The organism is Peptoniphilus sp. DNF00840 (assembly GCF_001553125.1).
Taxonomy (GTDB): domain Bacteria; phylum Bacillota; class Clostridia; order Tissierellales; family Peptoniphilaceae; genus Peptoniphilus_A; species Peptoniphilus_A vaginalis.
In genome coordinates this window covers 80,101-98,916 of record NZ_KQ960238.1, presented here as the reverse complement: position 1 = coordinate 98,916, position 18,816 = coordinate 80,101, and the positions used below count along the sequence as shown (strand labels likewise).

Annotated in this window: 13 protein-coding genes and 1 pseudogene; 5 read left to right on the top strand and 9 right to left on the bottom strand. The window is 32.8% G+C overall.

Annotated elements, in window-relative coordinates:
• Positions 1 to 52 precede the first annotated feature (52 nt).
• From thrB to HMPREF1864_RS08630, 9 genes and pseudogenes are all read right to left on the bottom strand, one after another.
• Positions 53 to 2,347, bottom strand: a complete 2,295-nt coding sequence (gene thrB, locus HMPREF1864_RS06890; protein ID WP_062572076.1) for a homoserine kinase — start codon at positions 2,345 to 2,347, stop codon at positions 53 to 55.
• Entirely contained in the window at positions 2,344 to 3,525 is a 1,182-nt protein-coding gene (locus HMPREF1864_RS06885; RefSeq protein ID WP_062572075.1) for a homoserine dehydrogenase, read from the bottom strand. Before HMPREF1864_RS06885 ends, thrB begins: the two co-directional genes overlap by 4 nt.
• 1 nt (position 3,526) lies before the next feature.
• A complete protein-coding gene (locus tag HMPREF1864_RS06880) occupies positions 3,527 to 4,504 on the bottom strand; it encodes an aspartate-semialdehyde dehydrogenase (RefSeq protein WP_062572074.1) in 978 nt (325 codons plus the stop codon).
• 2 nt (positions 4,505 to 4,506) lie between these two features.
• Complete coding sequence (locus HMPREF1864_RS06875; protein ID WP_062572073.1) at positions 4,507 to 5,817, bottom strand: aspartate kinase; 1,311 nt, start codon at positions 5,815 to 5,817, stop codon at positions 4,507 to 4,509.
• 337 nt (positions 5,818 to 6,154) lie between these two features.
• Positions 6,155 to 8,686 carry a magnesium-translocating P-type ATPase gene (gene mgtA, locus HMPREF1864_RS06870; RefSeq protein ID WP_062572072.1) on the bottom strand — a complete coding sequence of 844 codons (2,532 nt, stop codon included), beginning with the start codon at positions 8,684 to 8,686 and terminating at the stop codon, positions 6,155 to 6,157.
• 211 nt (positions 8,687 to 8,897) lie between these two features.
• Positions 8,898 to 9,854, bottom strand: a complete 957-nt coding sequence (locus tag HMPREF1864_RS06865; protein ID WP_062572071.1) for a HaeIII family restriction endonuclease — start codon at positions 9,852 to 9,854, stop codon at positions 8,898 to 8,900.
• Positions 9,855 to 9,864: 10 nt separating this feature from the next.
• Positions 9,865 to 10,887: a DNA cytosine methyltransferase gene (locus HMPREF1864_RS06860; RefSeq protein WP_062572070.1), complete on the bottom strand. Its 1,023-nt coding sequence runs from the start codon at positions 10,885 to 10,887 to the stop codon at positions 9,865 to 9,867.
• A 312-nt stretch (positions 10,888 to 11,199) separates the two neighbouring features.
• Complete coding sequence (locus tag HMPREF1864_RS06855) at positions 11,200 to 13,059, bottom strand: AIPR family protein (protein ID WP_062572069.1); 1,860 nt, start codon at positions 13,057 to 13,059, stop codon at positions 11,200 to 11,202.
• A 45-nt stretch (positions 13,060 to 13,104) separates the two neighbouring features.
• Positions 13,105 to 13,956, bottom strand: a pseudogene (locus tag HMPREF1864_RS08630) (KilA-N domain-containing protein).
• Between the two features lie 484 nt (positions 13,957 to 14,440).
• Here HMPREF1864_RS08630 and HMPREF1864_RS06845 point away from each other — a divergent pair.
• Genes HMPREF1864_RS06845 through HMPREF1864_RS06825 form a run of 5 tightly spaced genes read left to right on the top strand, consistent with a single transcriptional unit; the run spans position 14,441 to position 18,687 of the window.
• Positions 14,441 to 15,142, top strand: coding sequence for a lantibiotic protection ABC transporter ATP-binding protein (locus tag HMPREF1864_RS06845; protein ID WP_062572068.1), 702 nt, complete (start codon positions 14,441 to 14,443; stop codon positions 15,140 to 15,142).
• A gap of 3 nt (positions 15,143 to 15,145) precedes the next feature.
• Positions 15,146 to 15,886: a lantibiotic immunity ABC transporter MutE/EpiE family permease subunit gene (locus tag HMPREF1864_RS06840; RefSeq protein WP_062572067.1), complete on the top strand. Its 741-nt coding sequence runs from the start codon at positions 15,146 to 15,148 to the stop codon at positions 15,884 to 15,886.
• Positions 15,886 to 16,626 carry a lantibiotic immunity ABC transporter MutG family permease subunit gene (locus HMPREF1864_RS06835; protein WP_062572066.1) on the top strand — a complete coding sequence of 247 codons (741 nt, stop codon included), beginning with the start codon at positions 15,886 to 15,888 and terminating at the stop codon, positions 16,624 to 16,626. The genes HMPREF1864_RS06840 and HMPREF1864_RS06835 overlap by 1 nt, the downstream gene beginning before the upstream one ends.
• 31 nt (positions 16,627 to 16,657) lie before the next feature.
• Positions 16,658 to 17,317: a response regulator transcription factor gene (locus HMPREF1864_RS06830; protein WP_062572065.1), complete on the top strand. Its 660-nt coding sequence runs from the start codon at positions 16,658 to 16,660 to the stop codon at positions 17,315 to 17,317.
• Positions 17,308 to 18,687 carry a sensor histidine kinase gene (locus HMPREF1864_RS06825; RefSeq protein WP_062572064.1) on the top strand — a complete coding sequence of 460 codons (1,380 nt, stop codon included), beginning with the start codon at positions 17,308 to 17,310 and terminating at the stop codon, positions 18,685 to 18,687. Before HMPREF1864_RS06830 ends, HMPREF1864_RS06825 begins: the two co-directional genes overlap by 10 nt.
• Positions 18,688 to 18,816 lie beyond the last annotated feature (129 nt).

The window sequence follows — 18,816 nt, the reverse complement described above, 5'->3', positions numbered from 1 at the left end:
TTTGAGATTTAGGGGTTTGTTATATAAACATGAATTAAATTAAGTCAAATTTTTAAATTATAAAGGCGCCTTTTTTATCTATATTAAGTCTTACGACTTCATAAGAATTTGAGAGTTTATCTAGTTTATTTTTGATTTCGTCTTCTGATGTTTTGTCGCTTGCCTTTAAGACTACCATTATTGTTGAGCCAGCACCACTTAGGTAGTGACCAAGGGCCTTGCTGTCATCAATTATTTTTTCAATTTCATTAATTTCTGGAATTAGTTTTAACCTGTAGGGTTCGTGAATTTTGTCTTCAAGGGCAACTTTTAAATTTTCTTCATCGCCAGAGATTAGTGACAAGATGACCATAGAAAGCCTTGATAGGTTAAAGACAGCATCTTCCTTTGAGTAAGTCCTTGGCAAGACATCTCTTGCTTCCTTTGTAGGGAGTTTGAAGTCGGGAATGATTGCTAAGAATTTAAAATTATTTGAAATTTCTAATTTTTCTACATAGACTTGGTCATCTTTTAAGATTGATGCCACAGCATTGCCAAAAATTGTTGGAGCCACATTATCTGGATGACCTTCCATCTTTGCTGCAATTTTTAAAATTTCCTTCTTGTCAAAGTCTCTCTTCATCATGTGAAAGGCTGCCATAATACCCATGACAATGCAGGCAGCTGATGATCCAAGACCACGTGAAAGAGGAATGTTTGCGTCAATGTCAAAGTCCACTGGAAGGACTTCTTCATCGTAGAAGTCGAAGGCATACTTGTAGGCCTTGTAGATTAAATTTGTTTTTAAATTATTTTCAAATTCATCTTTATCATCAGTGACTTTAAACTCGCAAGTGTTGGCTAGGTCAAGGGCAAGACCAAGGACGTCAAAGCCAGGTCCAAGGTTGGCAGAAGTTGCTGGCACAGAAATTCTCTTGCCACGTTTTGCAAATTTTAAAACTTCTTCTTCAATTTCATCTTTTTGAATTTTTGTCCTGTGAATAATTTTTTTATTTTTTAATTTTTTAATTTCAGATGGAATTTTTACTCCAGTTTTTTCGTGAAGGATATTAATATTTTCGAACTCGTCATCTGAAAGATTTTCTCCCAAAGCTTCAAGGACTGTTGAAGAAAACTTGTAGGGACTTGCAGTTGATAAGATCACAGTCTTTTCAAGCCCAAGCTTGTCTACAATATTTTTTGCAACTCCTGTGTGGGGGTCCATTAAATAATTTTCTTCTTCAAAGGCCTTCTTTATTGCATTTTTTGTTTCTTCTTCATTGGCATAGCCACACAAGAACTCCTTAAAGTCCCCCTCGAATTCAAAGACTCCCTTGTCCCTTAGATCATCCATCTTTTCTTTCACTATAGCATCTGATGACTTGTGGAAGATTAATCTCTCAAGATTTGATGAAACTAAGATGTCCATAGATGGAGAAATTGTCTTTACGAGGTCCCTGTTGGCATCGTATCTTCCAGTTGTGAAGAAGTCTGTCAAAACATTGTTGTCGTTTGATGCAATGACAAGCTTGTCAATTGGTAGACCCATTTCCTTGGCGTAGTAGCCAGCCAAGATATCTCCAAAGTTACCTGTTGGGACGCAGTAGGAGATTTTTTCGCCACCAGATATTTTTTTATTTTTAACTAAGTCTGCATAGGAATAAAAATAATAAACAATTTGGGGAAGGAGCCTGCCAATGTTAATGGAGTTGGCAGAAGAAAGATAAATATTTTCTTTCTTAAGCTCTTCTTTTATCGAAGCATCGTTAAATATTTTCTTCACAGCAGATTGAGCATCGTCAAAGTTGCCATCAATGGAAATAACTTTTGAATTTAAAGAACCTGTTGTATCCATTTGAGCCTTTTGGATGGAGCTCACACCTTCTGTTGGGTATAAAACCAAGATGTCAATGTCCTCTGTGTTGTAAAAACCTTCTAGGGCAGCCTTGCCAGTGTCCCCTGATGTTGCAGTTAAGATTAATGTCTTGTCCTTGATGCCAAGAGATTTTTTGGAGTAAGACAAGAGGTTTGGAAGAAGGCAAAGGGCAAAGTCCTTAAAGGCAGAAGTCCTGCCATGGTAAAGCTCTAGGTAAAAATCCTTTTGGTAGGACACTTTTGCAATTTCATCTTCAAAGGAAGCGTAGGATCTTTCTATAATCTTTAACAAGTCCTCCTTGTCAAAGTCTGTAAGATATAATGAAAGAATTTTGTGGGCCAAGTCTGTGTAAGATAGGTCCAAGTTATCCATTATGTCAAAGGCAGGGAAGGACTCTGGGACAAAGAGGCCTCCGTCTTCAGAGATTCCTTTAACAATGGCTTCTCTGCCAGAAATTTTTAAATTTGAATTTCTTGTTGATAAAAATTTCATAGGTCCTCCTCAATCTCTGCCAAGAAAACTTTTGAAAGGTCTCCAAGGGCATCACGCAGGTCATCAAGGGAAACTTCCTTTGTTACTATTAAGTGTTGGTCGCCTAGGACTTTTTCTTCTTCAATTAAATCTTTTAATTTTTCTGCAAGCTCACAAGTCCTTACATAAAATTTATTCTTTAAATTATTTTTAACTTCATAAGTATTGCCTGCGTCATAAAAAGTTTTGATTTCTCTTTTCGCAAGAACTCTCAAGAGGTCCCGCATTACTGCATCGGCAGTTTCAAGCTTGCCTGCACCAGGACCCTTTAGCTCGTAGGCTGTGAAATTTTCTCCCCAGACCTTAATGCCATTGGTGCCACCAAAAGTTTTTGCAAAGAAATTATCTTTTACAAATGTAGGGATTACAGAAATATTTATTTTGCCCTCAGCTAACTCTGACTTGGCAAGCAGTCTAATGGAGTAGCCCCTTTCCTTTGCAAAATCAAAATCAGATTTATTTACATTTTGAATGCCAAAAGTAAAAATTTCATCTTCATTTATTTTTGCATTGTAGATGAGAGAAGATAAAATCCTAATCTTTCTCATGGCATCAAAGCCACCAACATCAGCAGTAGGATCAGCTTCAGCATATCCAAGCTCTTGGGCTTCTCTTAGGACCTCGTCATAGGAGGAGCCTTCCACTTCCATCTTTGAAAGGATGTAGTTGGAAGTCCCATTTAAAATCCCTTGGACCCTATTCATATCGCTGAAGAAGGTCTCTTCCATAAGAGGATGGATTACTGGAATGGCACCAGCAACTGCAGCCTCGTAGGAGAAGAAAATATTTTTTTCTCTAGCAAGCTCATTTAATTCTTCAAAGTATTTTGAAACCACAGCCTTGTTGGCAGTGACAATATTTTTGCCAGCCTTCATAAGTCTTACAATTCTTTCATGAGTTTCTTCAAGACTTGATGTCACATCAATAACTGTATCCACATCAGAATTTAAAATTTCGTCAAAATCATCTGTGAATGAAAGGCTCTCATCTAGTGGAGACCTTTTTTTATTTTTATTTCTTATTAATACTTTTTCAATTTTTATATCAAAATTATTTTTTAAGAGGGCATCTCTCTTCTTGTATAAGATTTCTTCGACACCTGTTCCCACAGTGCCAAAGCCCATTATTGCAATTTTCAACTTAAACCTCCAAGACTTTTTCCGCAATTTGCACTGCGTTAGTTGCAGCTCCCTTCCTAATGTTGTCGGCGCAAGACCATAGGTTTAGACCATTTTCCACAGTGAAGTCACGTCTAATTCTGCCAACAAAAACTTCATTCTTGTCGGCTGCCATTAGGGGCATTGGATAAACTTCATTGGCAAGATCATCTTTAAGGACCATGCCAGGGTAGTCGGCGATGATTTTTTTCACATCATCCACTTCAAAAGGCTTTTCCACTTCAACGTTAATGGAAATTGAGTGGGAGAACTTAACAGGCACACGAACTGTTGTTGCAGTAACAAGGATAGAGTCGTCGTGAAGAATTTTTTTAGTTTCGTTAATCATCTTCATTTCTTCCTTGGAGTAACCATTGTCTAAGAATACATCAATTTGTGGGATGCAGTTGTTCTTGATTGGATACTTGTAGGCAAGCTGAGTGCCTTCTTCCAAGTCAGAAATTCCCCTTATACCAGAGCCAGAAACAGATTGGTAAGTTGAATAAATTACCCTCTTAATCTTGTACTTGTCGTGAATTGGTTTAAGTGGAAGTACAGATTGGATAGTAGAACAATTTGGGTTTGCAATAATTCCCTTGTTCATTTTAATATCTTCAGGATTAATTTCTGGAACAACTAGGGGAACTTCTGGGTTCATCCTAAAGGCAGATGAGTTGTCAACAACAATTACTCCAGCCTTAGCTGCAATAGGAGCGAACTTTTCACTGACAGCACCACCAGCAGAGAAGAGGGCAATCTTGATGTCCCTTCCTTCAAAGGAATCTTCCTTTAACTCCTCAACAGTGTATTCCTTGCCACAATATTCAATTTTTTTGCCAGCTGATTTCTTGGAGCTAAACAAGTATAAATTGTCTATTGGGAAATTTTCTTCACTTAAAACCTTTAACATCATACTTCCAACAAGTCCAGTTGCACCTACAACTGCTACATTAACCTTCATCTTTAGTCCTCCTTATAAAATTCTTTATAGATTGCGCGAATTGCTTTTTCAAAATCTCGAGTTTCAACACCAATAATAATATTGATTTCGCTGGAACCCTGGCTAATCATCTTAATATTAATTCCTTCTCTGGCAAGGGCAGTGAAAGTCCTAGAAGACACACCCTTTTCATTTATCATACCACGACCAACAACGGCGATGAGGGAGATGTCCCTTTCCCAAGAAATATTATCCACGTTTAAATAAATCTTTAGCTCTTCAAGAACCTTGTTTAGCTTTGGTGTGATAAAGGAATCTGCCACAAGGACAGAAACTGAGTCAATGCTTGAAGGCATGTGTTCAATGGAAATGTCATTGGACTCGAAAACTGTAGTTAGCTTTCTGAAAAAGTCCTTCTCGCTATTCATATTTATCTTTTCAAGATTTATTACAGTGAAATCTTTTTTGCCTGAGATACCAGTTAAAATATTTTTGTTTTTTATGTCGCATTTAGAAAGGATCAAAGTTCCTTCATCATTTGGGGCATTAGTATTTTTTATATTGATAGGAATGTTCTTGTCCCTAAGTGGAAAGATGGCCTCTTCGTGAAGAACCTTGGCTCCCATATAGGAAAGCTCCCTCAACTCCTTATAAGTAATTGAACCAATAGGGGATGGGTTCTTGACGATTTTTGGGTCTGCAACTAAGAAGCCAGAAACATCAGTGAAGTTCTCATACATCTCTGCATCAAGGGCAGAGGCGATGACAGAACCTGTAACATCAGACCCACCACGAGAAAAAGTTTTGACCTTGCCATCTTCCTTTTCTCCATAGAAGCCAGGCACAACAGCTCTTTCATATTGAGTGAGAATTCTTCTAATGTTGTCCTCAGACTTTGGAAGATCCAAGACCCCGTTAGTGAAGGCAATCATATTTCTTGCATCCACAAAGTCAAAGCCAAGATAGGCTGCAAGGACTTGTGCACTTATGAACTCGCCACGGCTTATTACGAAGTCGTAACTTGCTCCATTTGTGATTTCATCCTTGACCTCAGCAAGAATCTTATCAATGTCTATATCCAAAACAAGATCATCAACAATATTTTTATAAACATTCTCGATGATCTTGTAAACTTCATTAAAATTTAATTCGTGGGCACTTAGTTCGTGGCACATTGCTAGAAGGTCAGTGACCTTGTGGTTGTTGTTAACTCCTTTTCCAGGCGCAGAAACGACTATGTACTTTCTTGCTTCGTCCTCTAGTACAATATCCTTAACTTTTTTCAGTTGACGAGCATCGGCAAGTGAACTGCCACCAAATTTTGCGACTTTCATCTTTTTCTCCTTTTTGTAAAATTAATAAAAACTTTTAACACAATAAAAATTGCCAAGTGAATAAGAATTATTTAATCAATCAAAACTACTTAGTAATAAAAAATTAAAAAACTAAACTTACAAAACAATCTCATAAATATAAGTAAAAATGTTAAAAGTAATTTTTTCGATTATACAATTATTTAGCCCAGTTGTCAATTAGAAGGGACTTAGTAAGGTAGGGAAAAGAAGGATAACACAAAAAATTTAACAAGAGGACAGAGAGAACAAAAATTTAAAATTTGAAAAAGAAAAAAGGCCGAGTGAACTCGACCTAAATATTCGTAAGCTATTAAATTTATTTTCGTGAGAAGGAGTTGCGTTTATAAAATTCTTTTTTCAATGCTTCTGCTATCAAGGCATAGACAAAGGAGATTAAAAACATAGAAAGTAGGGCCTTAATAGGAAGGTCAACTAAACCAAGGTAGGAGTTAATTGGACTGTAAATTATTCCAACCAAGAGGATGCTGACACATACAATAGCAAGGATTAACTTTTTGGAAGGTTTGCTTTTAAAAATTGGTCTTGCAGTCCTGACTATTAACATAACAACCATAGCTGAGATAACAGATTCTAACATCCAACCTGTTTGGAAGTAACTTTCCCTTGCCTTGAAAATATAAATTAAAACAAAGAAGGTCACATAGTCAAATAGGGAGGATATTATTCCAAAGATAATCATAAACCTCTTAATGAATTTCATATCCCACTTAACAGGATTCTTCAACCAATCCTCATCAACAGAGTCCGATGCAATTTGCAAGGAAGGGAAGTCAGTTAACAAGTTTGTAAGAAGGATTTGCTTGGGCAAGAGGGGCAAAAACTTCAAGAATAGACTTGCACCTGCCATAGAAAACATATTTCCAAAGTTGGCACTTGTAGCAACAAAGATATACTTCAAGGTGTTGATGAAGGTCCTTCTTCCTTCCTTAATGCCAGACAAGAGGACAGCAAGACTGTTTTGCAAAAGAACAATTGAAGCAGCATTCTTTGCTGTGTCGGCAGCTGTGTCAACAGAAATGCCCACGTCAGCAACTTTGATGGCAGGAGCATCATTGATGCCATCTCCCATATAGCCAACAATTTCACCAGCTTCCTTATAAGCCCTGATTATTTTTTCCTTTTGGTTAGGACTTATTTCAGCAAATATATCAATATCTAAAACTTTTTTATTAAGTTGACTTAGGGAGTAAGAACTTAAATCTTCGCCAAGCAAAATTTTTTCGGGATTAAGTCCAATTTGACTGCCAATATTTTTTGCAATCTCTTGGTTATCTCCAGTAATCATCTTTAAGGCAACACCAAGCTTATTCATTTGGCTAACAACATCCCTTATATCTTCCTTTAAGGGGTCAATGAAGAGCAAGAAACCCTTGAAGATCATATCTTGGGCCGCTTCTTTTTCAAGGTCGCAAGAATCATCTAAAAATTTGTAGGAAAGACCTAAGACCCTATAGCCTTGACTTGAATATTTATTAAAAGAATTTTTTAAGCTTGGGATGATAGCATCAATTGATCCAAGACTGCCATCACTTCCTTCGTAAGTTTTGCAAATCTTTAAGATGCTATCAAAAGCCCCCTTAGTGACCATTAAATTCTTATTTGAAAAATCATCATTAGTTTTCACAACGACACTTAAGAGTTTATTTTCAAAAGAGTAGGGGATTTCAAAAAGTTTTTTGTAGCCAGAAAAATCTTGTGACTTGTCACTTAAGATAGCTTCATCAATTGGATTGGCATAGCCCTCTTGAAAGTATGAATTAATAGCTGCAAATTTTTTTAAATCATGAGAATTTTCTCCAGCAAAATTGAGGCTAGAGTGGAGCTTAACCTTGCCCTGAGTAATAGTTCCTGTTTTGTCAGAACACATAACTGTCATTGAACCAAAGTTTTCAATAGAATTTAACTTTTTAACAATAACACCTTGCTCAGACATCCTCTTGGCACCCTGTGACAAGTTAACGCTAATAATAGCCGGCAACATTTGCGGAGTTAGACCAACAGATAGGGCAAGGGCAAACATAAAAGATTCCAAAAAAGACTTATTTAAAACAATATTAAACAAGAAAATCAAACCAATTAAGAGGGTAGTAACGTGCAAGATTAAATTGCCAAAATTTTTAATGCCCCTTTCGAAGTCTGTATCCGAATCCCTTTTACTAAGAGAATTTGTAATTTTTCCAAACTCAGTGTTCCTTGCTAAGTTTACAATAAGAGCCTTGCCAGACCCACTAATAAGGTGAGTCCCCATCCAAAGAGAATTTTTCCTCGCAGAGAGACCTGTGCTGGCAGGTAGCTTTCCGCAAGACTTCTCAACAGGGAAGGTCTCACCAGTTAAGCTTGACTCATCAGTAGTAAGAGAGTTGCCTTCAATAAGCAAACAATCAGCAGGAATCATATCACCAGTTTTCACCTTAATAATGTCACCAAGAGTTAAGTCAGCATTGTCTAACTCTTTAAAACTGCCATCTCTTAAAACAGAAGAGGTAACACTGACAGAAGAAAGAAGTTTCTTCACAGCGTCCTTTGCCTTGCTCTCATGAAGATAACTCAAGAGAGAAGAAATCAAAATAATAATTAAAATAATGATACCATCAGAATAATCCTTTAAAAAAATAGACAAGATAGCAGCGAAGATAAGAATCAAAGTAATAGGGCTTTTGAATTGAGATAAAAATATTATAAAGTTAGAAGAAGCCTTCTTCTCATCAAAAACATTTTTACCAGAAGACTCAATCCTATCAGCAGCCTCTTGACTAGTTAAACCATCACGGCTAGAATTTAATTCCTTCAATGCATCATCTATGTCATAAGACCAAAAATATTTCATAATACCTCCTAGATAGGTCAAATATATATCTAATAAGAATAAAATACAATAGGATAGATAGAAATAAAAATATATAAGTAAAATAAAAAATGTAAGTAAAATAAAAAAAGACCGAAGCCTCGGCCTATGATTTATAAAAACTTTGCAAAAACAAAATAAAAGACCCTATCAAGTAGGATCTTTGAAAAATACAAGTAAACACCTAACCACATTATCCCCACTTACAATCTATAGAAATAATTGTTGTTGGCATACCTATAATTTGAATATCAAACTTAAGACTAGGTTCTACTTTAGTAGAGGCACTATGTATTCTAAAACTAAATTGCCAACCCCTATCAAGATAAAGCTCAAGAGTATTCTTACTTCCTGGTTTAAACTCTAAACTAACAATTCTTGAAGGTAATTTTGCTATTGGTAACTTTGTATTTCTTTTTTTGCTAATACCATCTTTATTAAGGGTTCCTCTTAAATTAAAACTTTGGACTTGAGTTATTTGCTTGTTATCAATTCCTATAACTTTGTAAAAATCAAATTCTCCTAAGAGATGTTCAACCATTAATTGTGGTATGTCTTCTGAATGAAGAATATTCTGTTTATCAATTTCATTCTTAAAAGCTCTTAGTAGAGGAAGATAAACATCATCTTCCTTATTTGGGAGGTCTCGCCAATTAGATCCTCTAGATTTTTCAATATCTAAATAATCAAAAATAGGCTTTATCTCTTGCCAATAATTATTAGAACATTTAATTCCATACCATTTTTCTCCAAAATCTAAAGTTTTTGACAATCTGCTATGCTTAACGGCAAAATGATTATGCTTTACACTGAGTCCAATTTCCCACTCTATTCCCTTTCGGATGATCAAAACATCTCTTACATCACCTTGCTTTCCTTCGTTATCAGATTGAATCTTTAATTCTAGATCGTCACCATTTTCTTCTAAAATTAATGGTTCAAGGTCTAAAATTGTATTAGTTCCAGCTAAAGCACTAGCTTTATAAACATACTTCTCAGAGTCTTCTAAAGTATTCCATGCTTTTTTCGCAGCCTCGTAGCTAGAGTTTTTTTCAATATTTGCTGGTCTATATTTAGAGATTTCTTCGTGCAAAGTATTTAAATAAGCAAATTCATAAGCTCTTCCTTGATTATTACTTTTATTACTCATAGTACCACCTTTAAACTGTTTGAAATTGTTTCAAAATACTACTATTATTAGCTTTATTTAAAGCATTCTTTATGGACTTTGCCATCTCATAAGCTAAATTTACTGGGACAGCATTACCTATCATTTTATATGCATCGTTTAAGTTATTGTAATAAAACTTAAAGTCATCTGGGAAACCTTGAACTCTAGCACATTCTCTAACAGATAAACGTCTGTATAAATCTTCAAAACCAGGTTTAAATATTTGCTTGTTTTTCTCGACCTTAATCATCTTAGGAGCTTGAGGATGTAATTGACATTGCCTTCCTGAAGCTTGCACAGTAAAAGCCTGATCATCCCAGCCTCTTACTCTATTTCTACTCATAAACATAGGGGAGAAAGTTCCAATAAAATATTCGTGATTTAAAAAATTACAATTATTTCCATTAGTTTTATTTTTTTCTAAAGCAGGTATTGCATTATCTTTTAAATCATAGATAGAGTCTTTGAGAGTGATCTTATTTTTATATTTTTCTGGTGGAACACTAAAATCAATTTTTAAGTCCTTTCTAAAGCCAACATAAAACACTCTTTTTCTATCTTGTGGAACTCCATAATCACTTGCATTTAACAAGTGAATAAAGACATCATAGCCAGCATCTTCAAATTGATATACTATGTTTTCTACTGCATCTGTATGCCTTTTTGCCATCATACCCTTTACATTTTCAGCTAGAAAAAACTTAGGTTTTTTATCTTTTAGTATTCTTATGTACTCATAGAATAGTTGTCCCCTTGGATCGTCGATTCCTTTTAAAGCACCAGCTTCACTCCAAGATTGACAAGGTGGACCCCCTATTATACCGTCACAGTTAGGGAACATATCAGAAGGAATTTCGCAAATATCGCCCTTAATTAGTTTTGATTTGTGATTTTTTTCATAAGTTTCCCATATAGTTTTATCAAATTCATTAGCTGCTACTATTTCAAATCCTGCTTTTTGAAAGCCTAAATCTAAACCACCAGCTCCTGAAAACAAACTGATTAATTTCATTTTATCCTCCATAAAATTTCATTAACTCATTAAGAAAATAATTTATCAAATTAAAATAATTTTAATACATACCTATTATAACATTATAAAGAATAAAGCTAAAATTATGTAAGTAAAAAAGACCCTAGTCGTAACTAAGGTCTTGTAAGTTTCTATCAATTTTTATTCCCATTCTTCTTTTCCATACGTACAAATATATCCCAAACTATTCAAAATACTAGATTCTATTTTTTATTGTATCACTAAATCCACCTAATTATAGGACGTTTTCAGATTTTTAGTCCCGTCCAAGTCCAAGTACCGGAAGATAAGTCATGATTGTGTTTCTTCGTTCTTAGTTATTTTAAATTCGTAATCATTTAAATCATTATTAATTGTTGAGCCTTTATAATAATTATCAAAATCTTCAACTCGTGTAGTAATAATTAGATCTTCCATTTTTTCTTTACCATTTTTATTCTCCTGCTTGAGAATTTCTTCTTTTTCATAGAAATAATTAATATTAGATTTTTTATTTGATTGCATACGTTCAAATTCTTTCCATTGATATAAGATTTCATCTGCGATCAACTTTAATGAATCTTCAGTTCTATCAAAATATTCATCTGTTAAAAATTTAGAAATGACATTTATTATTGCATATTTCCCATATCTTAATCCCTCTCCATAAACGGTTTTATCAACTATTTCTTTTTCTCTCTTACATAGATACTTATACACTAAATACGAATAGTAAATTCTATCATATTTTTCAGAACCAAGATTTTTATTAAAGAACCTATCATAATCGCTCATAGTATATAGTGTATCTTCTGAACTTCTTCTCGCTACATTAGGCTTCCCATTTATTGCATATACAATTCTTATTATCGTATCTCTTTCAATAATTTGATCCTTAGTTATATAACCTTTTTCTAAGCCTTCAGAAAATTCACCTGTCTTTTTGTGATAAAAATAGCCATAATTACTAAACAAATAATTTTGAAAATCTATTTGAACTTCCGTATTTGATTTTCTATCAGCTACAGTAACCTTACTTTGATTATTTGTTGTTAATGAAAGATCATCTATTAATTTTTGTTTATTCTCTTCTTCTTTCATTTCTTCATCAAACGTAATAACTTTAACTAAAACTTCTTTATTATCAAATACGCTATTATCTATATTTTCATCCTCAAAAATAGTTGCTAAGGTATAAGCGGTTTGACCTCCATTTATGATTTGGGGATTTAATAATCCTAATTCTCCCATTCCATCTCTTCCAGTCCTTGAAGTAAATGATGTTTTATCAGAAAGTATAGTAAGTCCATTATTAAATAATGCAAATACATTATCTGAGCGATTTATAACAGAATCTTTTATCGATGCATTTACTTCATTATTTGATGCTCCCAAATAACTTCTTGGATTATATTTTAAAATTGAATTCTTATAATTACTCATTAATTTTGCAATTTCAGCTATTGGAACGAAAAATAACTGTACAGATGTTGTAAATTCGCCTTCTTTTACTAAATAATCCATCGTATAATTATTTTTTGAACCTAAATTTAAGTTTACAGATATGTCTGTTGCCTGATGCACCGTTCCCCTCACAATTGGAAACACTAATTCTTCATATGCCTTCTCATAGTTATAAATTTCAAAAGGTAATTCTAATAATTTCTCCATTGCAGCAGCCAACCCTTTATCTACATTAGCTAAAATTATTACGTAAAAATTATATCTACTAATTTGCTCTATTTCTGACAATTCACGTATTAACCCTTTTATTTTTCCATTGTAATCTTTGCCGTTTTTGTCCGCTTTTTCTCCTTTGCTTATCCTATCTATATCCATCTTATTTATCTCGTCTAAAGATATAAACTTTGTTTTAAAATTCTCATCATTAGTTCTAAATTTTGATTGAATAAAATATATTTCTTTTTTCTCATAATCAATATAATAAGCATCTATACCACCATCTTGTGGACCGTCACTTATAAATTTTTCTCTTTCTTCAAATGTTAGCAAATTAAATTTAGCTTTAAGAAGCAAATGAATATAAGCTCTAGAATTTGCAGCATTCACTTTGTTAATATCATTGATATCTGGATAATAACTTTTATAAGATTTAGGAGCCTCCTTTCTCAGTGCATTTAAAGTATTAATTAATAACTCATATTTATTCATATAAATTCTCCTTGTAAAATATGTTTCTAGGAATAAATTTTCTTCCTACTTCTTCGATTTTTCTTCCAAACTCTTAAGACTTGTATTGTTCAATTTTTCAATTGACATCAGCTGAGTTCTAGCAAGATTTCTTAGCTCTATCATTCTTTCTTTTTGATCCATACCTTTCCCGATAAGAACCGCATTATAGCTTTCCATATTTGCAAGCACCAATAACTCATTTAAACTTGCATAGTCTCTCATATTACCTTTTAAATCCTGATTTTCTTCACGCTACTCTTTAGCAGTTTTATTAAATAAAGCTACATTTAGCATATCTGCTTCATTTGCGTATTTATAGAATAACTGCTCGTATGTAAAATCTTTTAAGAGATATTCTTTAATTGCATCTGTATGAATTTTATAGTTAATCTTGGAAATTTCTCGATTAAGATTCCACCCCAGTGGCAATCTTGAATTTTCGTCTGACTTAAGTCTCTAATAGTATTGAATAATATAAAGCTTAAATTCTGGTGAAATCCATGAAGCAAATTCCATTGCAAGATCATAATGTGCATAGGTTCCACCATATCTTCCCGATTTTGAAATTATTCCAATAGCATTTGTGGAATCAATCCATTTTTGTTGTTTCATAGTGAATCTATTCAACCCTGCCTCATTTCTAAACGTGTTGAATTACACACGGTTAAAATTTGGATTATTTAAAACTTCCCATAAGCCTATAAATTCGAGAGTATTTCTATTTCTCATCCAGTTTTGAATAACAAATCTTGGATTATCTGAATTTTTATATTTTGCAATATCCGTTAAGCTTATATAATCATTTTTAAAATCTTCAGTATAAACTTTAATTGAAAATCCCTTAGCAGAAATTTGCTCTTTCTTAATTTTTGACAATACACTCCCTCCTTATTCTGGCTTAATCTTTATTACTTGTATTATAACATAAAAAATGGTCAGGCCACCGTATGCTTCCTGACCTAGCCTAAAAGCCTAAATCTATGTCTAGTTTCCAACCGTCTTCGATACAATTAAAATATGTCTCTTAACCCTGAAACTCATTACATTTAAGTATAGAAAAAGCACCTACTAATGTCTTGTAGTCTATATTAATTTTATTCCCATTCTTCTTTTCCAAATGTCCGATATATCCCAAACAGTTCAAAATACTAGATTCTATTTTTTTCTAGTACCACTAAATCCACATACTTATAGGACGTTTTCAATTTTTTTGTCCCGTCCCAGTCCCAGTACCGGATATTTTGTTTATTTTTAAGATAAAAACATTCTATTAAATTTTTAGAAAATCTTATCTCCCTTATGGAATCCTTAAATTTGTATTTTATACTAAGTTTATAAAATGAAGAGGAGGTTCATTTATATGGACAAATTGATATTAGAAACAAAAAATCTTACTAAAAGCTTTGGCAAGCAAAAAGCAGTAGATAATATTTCTTTAAAAATAAAAGAGAATTCTATCTATGGCTTGCTAGGACCTAACGGAGCTGGTAAATCGACTACATTGAAGATGATTACTGGAATGATTCATAAAACATCTGGTCAAATCTTTTTTGAAGGTCATGAGTGGAGTCGTGAGGATTTATCGGATATTGGTGCCTTGATAGAGATGCCTGCCTTGTATGAGAACTTATCAGCTAGGGAAAATTTAAAAGTAAGGACACTCTTACTAGGGTTACCAGATTCTAGGATTGATGAAGTTTTGGAAATAGTTAGTTTAAAAGATACTGGCAAAAAGAAAAGTGGTCAATTTTCTTTAGGGATGAAACAAAGGCTAGGTATAGCCATTGCCTTATTAAATAATCCTAAGCTTTTGATTTTAGATGAACCAACAAACGGACTTGATCCTCTAGGAATTCAGGAATTGCGTGATTTAATAAGATCTTTCCCAGAAAAAGGAATAACCGTTATTTTGTCTAGTCATATTTTAGCAGAAGTTGAACAAACTGCTGATCATATTGGGATTATTAATAATGGAAAATTGCAATATCAAAACATCATTAACCATAATGATAATTTAGAAGAACTTTTTATGGATGTTATAAAAAGTGGAATGGGGATGTAACAAATGATAAATTATATTCTTGCAGAAAATTTAAAACATAAGGGCACTTTCTTGAAGAAATTATTAGTAATTATGCCAATAACTTTAATCTTATTGTCATTATTTCTTATGCCAAGTTATTTCACTACTAATTCCTATAACTGGTGGTACGTCATAATAATGCCTGCAACTTTTGCCTTAATCCCAGCAATGATGGATAGAAAAGAAAGTAGAAAATTAAACTACAGAGCAGTTTTTCCTCTAAATATTAACCTTGAAAAGTTATGGGTTTCAAAAATAATTACAGCATTAATTTATATGAGTATTACCACTATAGTTCATATGCTAGGGGTATATATTTTTCAATTTTTAATTGGAGGGCAATTAAGTCCAAACTATACATTTACAACCTTGCTATTTGCTAGTTCCTTACTAATAATAACTAATATTTGGCAAGTCCCTCTATGCTTTTTCTTAGCAAAAAAAATTGGCTTTATAGCAAGTATTACAATAAATGCAGTATTAGGTTTAGCCTTAGGAATCTTGATATCTGACAGTGCTTTTTGGATTTATTGTCCATATTCTTGGGGAATTAGATTAATGATTCCTGTTATGCATATTCTACCAAGTGGTGTTTTAATAGAATCATCAAATCCAATGATATCAAACACATCGGTACTTATTCCTTGTATTTTATCTATATGTCTATTTATATTACTGACAATTATAAGTGCAAAATGGTTTTCAAATCAAGAGGTAAAATAATGATAAAGATAATAAAATCCGAAATATATAAAATCAAGGGCACATGGCTTCCTTGGATTCACATAGTTTTACCTATAGCCTATTCTTTATTATTTTATCTGGCATCAAAAACCACTGGACTAGAAAATTTTGAAGAAAGTGATATAGTACAAACTTATTTTGTACTTTTAGGAGCAGTAATCCCACTAATATGCAGTTTTATAAGTTCAAAAGTTGTTGATATGGAAATGGGTGCTGGGAAATTTCAAGTGCTCTTATCTACTACAAAATCTAGAACTAAGGCTTATCTAGGAAAACTCCTTGTATTAGAATTGGGATTTGTTGTTTCGATATCTTCAGCTATTATAATTTTTGCAATATTAACAGGATATCAAAATATCTCAGATTGGCTTATTGAATTTTTCTTAATTCTTATTAGCAGCTTTTCTCTATACATGATTAATCTTTGGGTATCAATTGAATTAAGTAGTGGTGCATCTATAGGATTGGGTTTTCTAGAAACAATGATTGCTTTACTTTCAATGACTGTCATTGGTGATAGTATTTGGTATTTTATTCCTTGTACGTGGTCATCTAGACTTCCAGCTATGTATATTACTATGAGCAAAGTTTCGGATCCTTCCTATTTTTATAAAGAGTTGAGAATTTGGAGTTTTGTAGCCTTTTTTGTTATCTTAATCCTATTTATTTCCTCAATTATTTGGTTTAATAAGTGGGATGGGAAATCTGTTAGTGAATAAAAGTTTTAAATTAAAATTAGGAGGTGATAAAATGTCTTTAATTCTTGCAGTTGATGACGAGCTAGATATGCTTGATCTAATAAAAAACATTTTGAAAAAGAACAACCATCAAGTCGATGTATATCAAAATCCTTTAGACATTGATAATAGTAAGCTTAGTAAATATGATTTGATACTACTTGATGTTATGATGCCAGGTATTGACGGAATTAGTTTCTGTAAGAATATTCGAACTAAAGTAGACTGCCCTATTCTTTTTTTAACGGCAAAAACTATGGAAGAAGATATAGTTGAAGGCTTATTAATTGGAGGAGATGATTACATCACAAAACCATTCGGTGCAGCAGAACTCCTAGCTCGTATAGAGGCACATTTAAGACGAGAAAAAAGAGAACGACACACTAGTCTAAATCTCGGCGAGATTCGTTTTGATTTATCTTCCAATGAAGTCTTTGTAGGAGATGAAAAAGTTCATTTAACAAAATCTGAGTATCAAATTTCAGAATTACTAGCAAAAAGAAAAGGACAAGTATTTTCAAGAGAGCAAATATATGAGCTTATCTTTGGATTTGATGGTATAGGAGATTCATCTGCAATATCAGAGCATATTAAAAATATTAGGGCAAAATTTCAAAAATATGATGAAAATCCAATTGAAACAGTATGGGGGATCGGATATAAATGGAATTAAAATCAAAAGATCAATCTCTTAAACATATACTTTTTAAATACTTATTAAGTATTGGGCTAGGACTAGCAATCTCCATTTTATTAATCCTAGCTTTTATATCCGCGTCTTATCAATTTAAGTGGATATTTCCTGCAAACCATACTGAGAGTTTAATTCTTGAAAAAAGGATAGATATTGCCACTTCAAAAAATTTCGATAAATCATTGCTACCAAATAATACATCTTATCTATTTTTATCAAAAAACGAAAAAGTTGTAGAAACAAATATGAATAAGGATATCCAAGATATAGCCTTTAGCTATCATAAGGGTTCTGGTTACTCTAATGCCAATTTATCTTTTATGGAAATACAAAGATCAGATGGATATGTACTTGTAGCTTATAACCTAAAACCTTATTATAAAAGTCCTTGGATGCAAAAAAATCTACCACAAATAAATATTTTATTGCTAATTTTACTGATAATATTTTGCCTTATTAGTATTGTAACCACCACATTAATTTGGGCAAAGAAAATATCAAAAGAATTAAATCCTTTGCTAGAAGCTTCGGAAGAAATCGGGAAACAAAACTTAGACTTCCAAGTTAAAAAGTCAAATATCCAGGAATTTAATGCCATATTAGATAGTTTAGAAAAAATGAAAATAGGATTAAGTGAATCTTTAAGGACAAACTGGAGAGAGGAAGAGAAAAAAAGAAATCAGATTTCAGCATTAAGCCATGATATAAAGACTCCTCTTTCAATTATAAAGGGAAATTCAGAGTTATTGGGAGAAACAAATCTAACAGAAGATCAGGAAAGCTATCTCAATTATATTAGAAAAAACACAAACCGTATTGGTAAATATATTGAAACCTTAATGCTTGTTAATAGATCTAACCAAGCAAATGAATTAAACTTTTCTCAAATTAGAGCAAAAGAATTTGTAGAAAACATTGAAAAACTAGCTAAAGAATTCACATCGACTTATAAGTTAAATCTTTTAGAAGATATTAACTATGAGAATGGTGTTTTAATAATAGATTTGAAAAATTTTGAACGAGCCTTTCTTAATATTCTTAGCAATGCTGAGGAACACAGTCCTAAAAACTCAACCATTGAGTTACTTATATCTTCCAAAGCTGATGAGCTTCAAATATCAATAGTAGACCAAGGGCATGGATTTACAGGTGAAGACCTATTATATGCAACAGATCAATTCTACCAAGGAGACAAAAGTAGGCATTCAAAAGAGAACTATGGTATTGGTTTATTTGTTTCTGAACAAATTATTAATATGCATGGAGGAAGTCTTGTTTTAGAAAATAGGACTGATAAAATAGGCGCAAAAGTCAGCATATTATTACCTGTCAAGAATACTCTTATATAGGGTATTCTTTTTTTGTATTCATAAATTATATATGAGAATACTAAGTTTTTTTTCAGCTTTTTCACTCTTAGTAATGTAACCTATTTCCAAATTTTGAGTTGATTTTATAGGATGTATTTTTGTAATTGC

Excerpts from the sequence above, each read along its gene's own strand:
- thrB (WP_062572076.1), bottom strand. The coding sequence starts at position 2,347 with ATGAAATTTTTATCAACAAGAAATTCAAATTTAAAAATTTCTGGCAGA.
- HMPREF1864_RS06880 (WP_062572074.1), bottom strand. The coding sequence starts at position 4,504 with ATGAAGGTTAATGTAGCAGTTGTAGGTGCAACTGGACTTGTTGGAAGT.
- HMPREF1864_RS06875 (WP_062572073.1), bottom strand. The coding sequence starts at position 5,817 with ATGAAAGTCGCAAAATTTGGTGGCAGTTCACTTGCCGATGCTCGTCAA.
- mgtA (WP_062572072.1), bottom strand. The coding sequence starts at position 8,686 with ATGAAATATTTTTGGTCTTATGACATAGATGATGCATTGAAGGAATTA.
- HMPREF1864_RS06865 (WP_062572071.1), bottom strand. The coding sequence starts at position 9,854 with ATGAGTAATAAAAGTAATAATCAAGGAAGAGCTTATGAATTTGCTTAT.
- HMPREF1864_RS06860 (WP_062572070.1), bottom strand. The coding sequence starts at position 10,887 with ATGAAATTAATCAGTTTGTTTTCAGGAGCTGGTGGTTTAGATTTAGGC.
- HMPREF1864_RS06855 (WP_062572069.1), bottom strand. The coding sequence starts at position 13,059 with ATGAATAAATATGAGTTATTAATTAATACTTTAAATGCACTGAGAAAG.
- HMPREF1864_RS06845 (WP_062572068.1), top strand. The coding sequence starts at position 14,441 with ATGGACAAATTGATATTAGAAACAAAAAATCTTACTAAAAGCTTTGGC.
- HMPREF1864_RS06840 (WP_062572067.1), top strand. The coding sequence starts at position 15,146 with ATGATAAATTATATTCTTGCAGAAAATTTAAAACATAAGGGCACTTTC.
- HMPREF1864_RS06835 (WP_062572066.1), top strand. The coding sequence starts at position 15,886 with ATGATAAAGATAATAAAATCCGAAATATATAAAATCAAGGGCACATGG.
- HMPREF1864_RS06830 (WP_062572065.1), top strand. The coding sequence starts at position 16,658 with ATGTCTTTAATTCTTGCAGTTGATGACGAGCTAGATATGCTTGATCTA.
- HMPREF1864_RS06825 (WP_062572064.1), top strand. The coding sequence starts at position 17,308 with ATGGAATTAAAATCAAAAGATCAATCTCTTAAACATATACTTTTTAAA.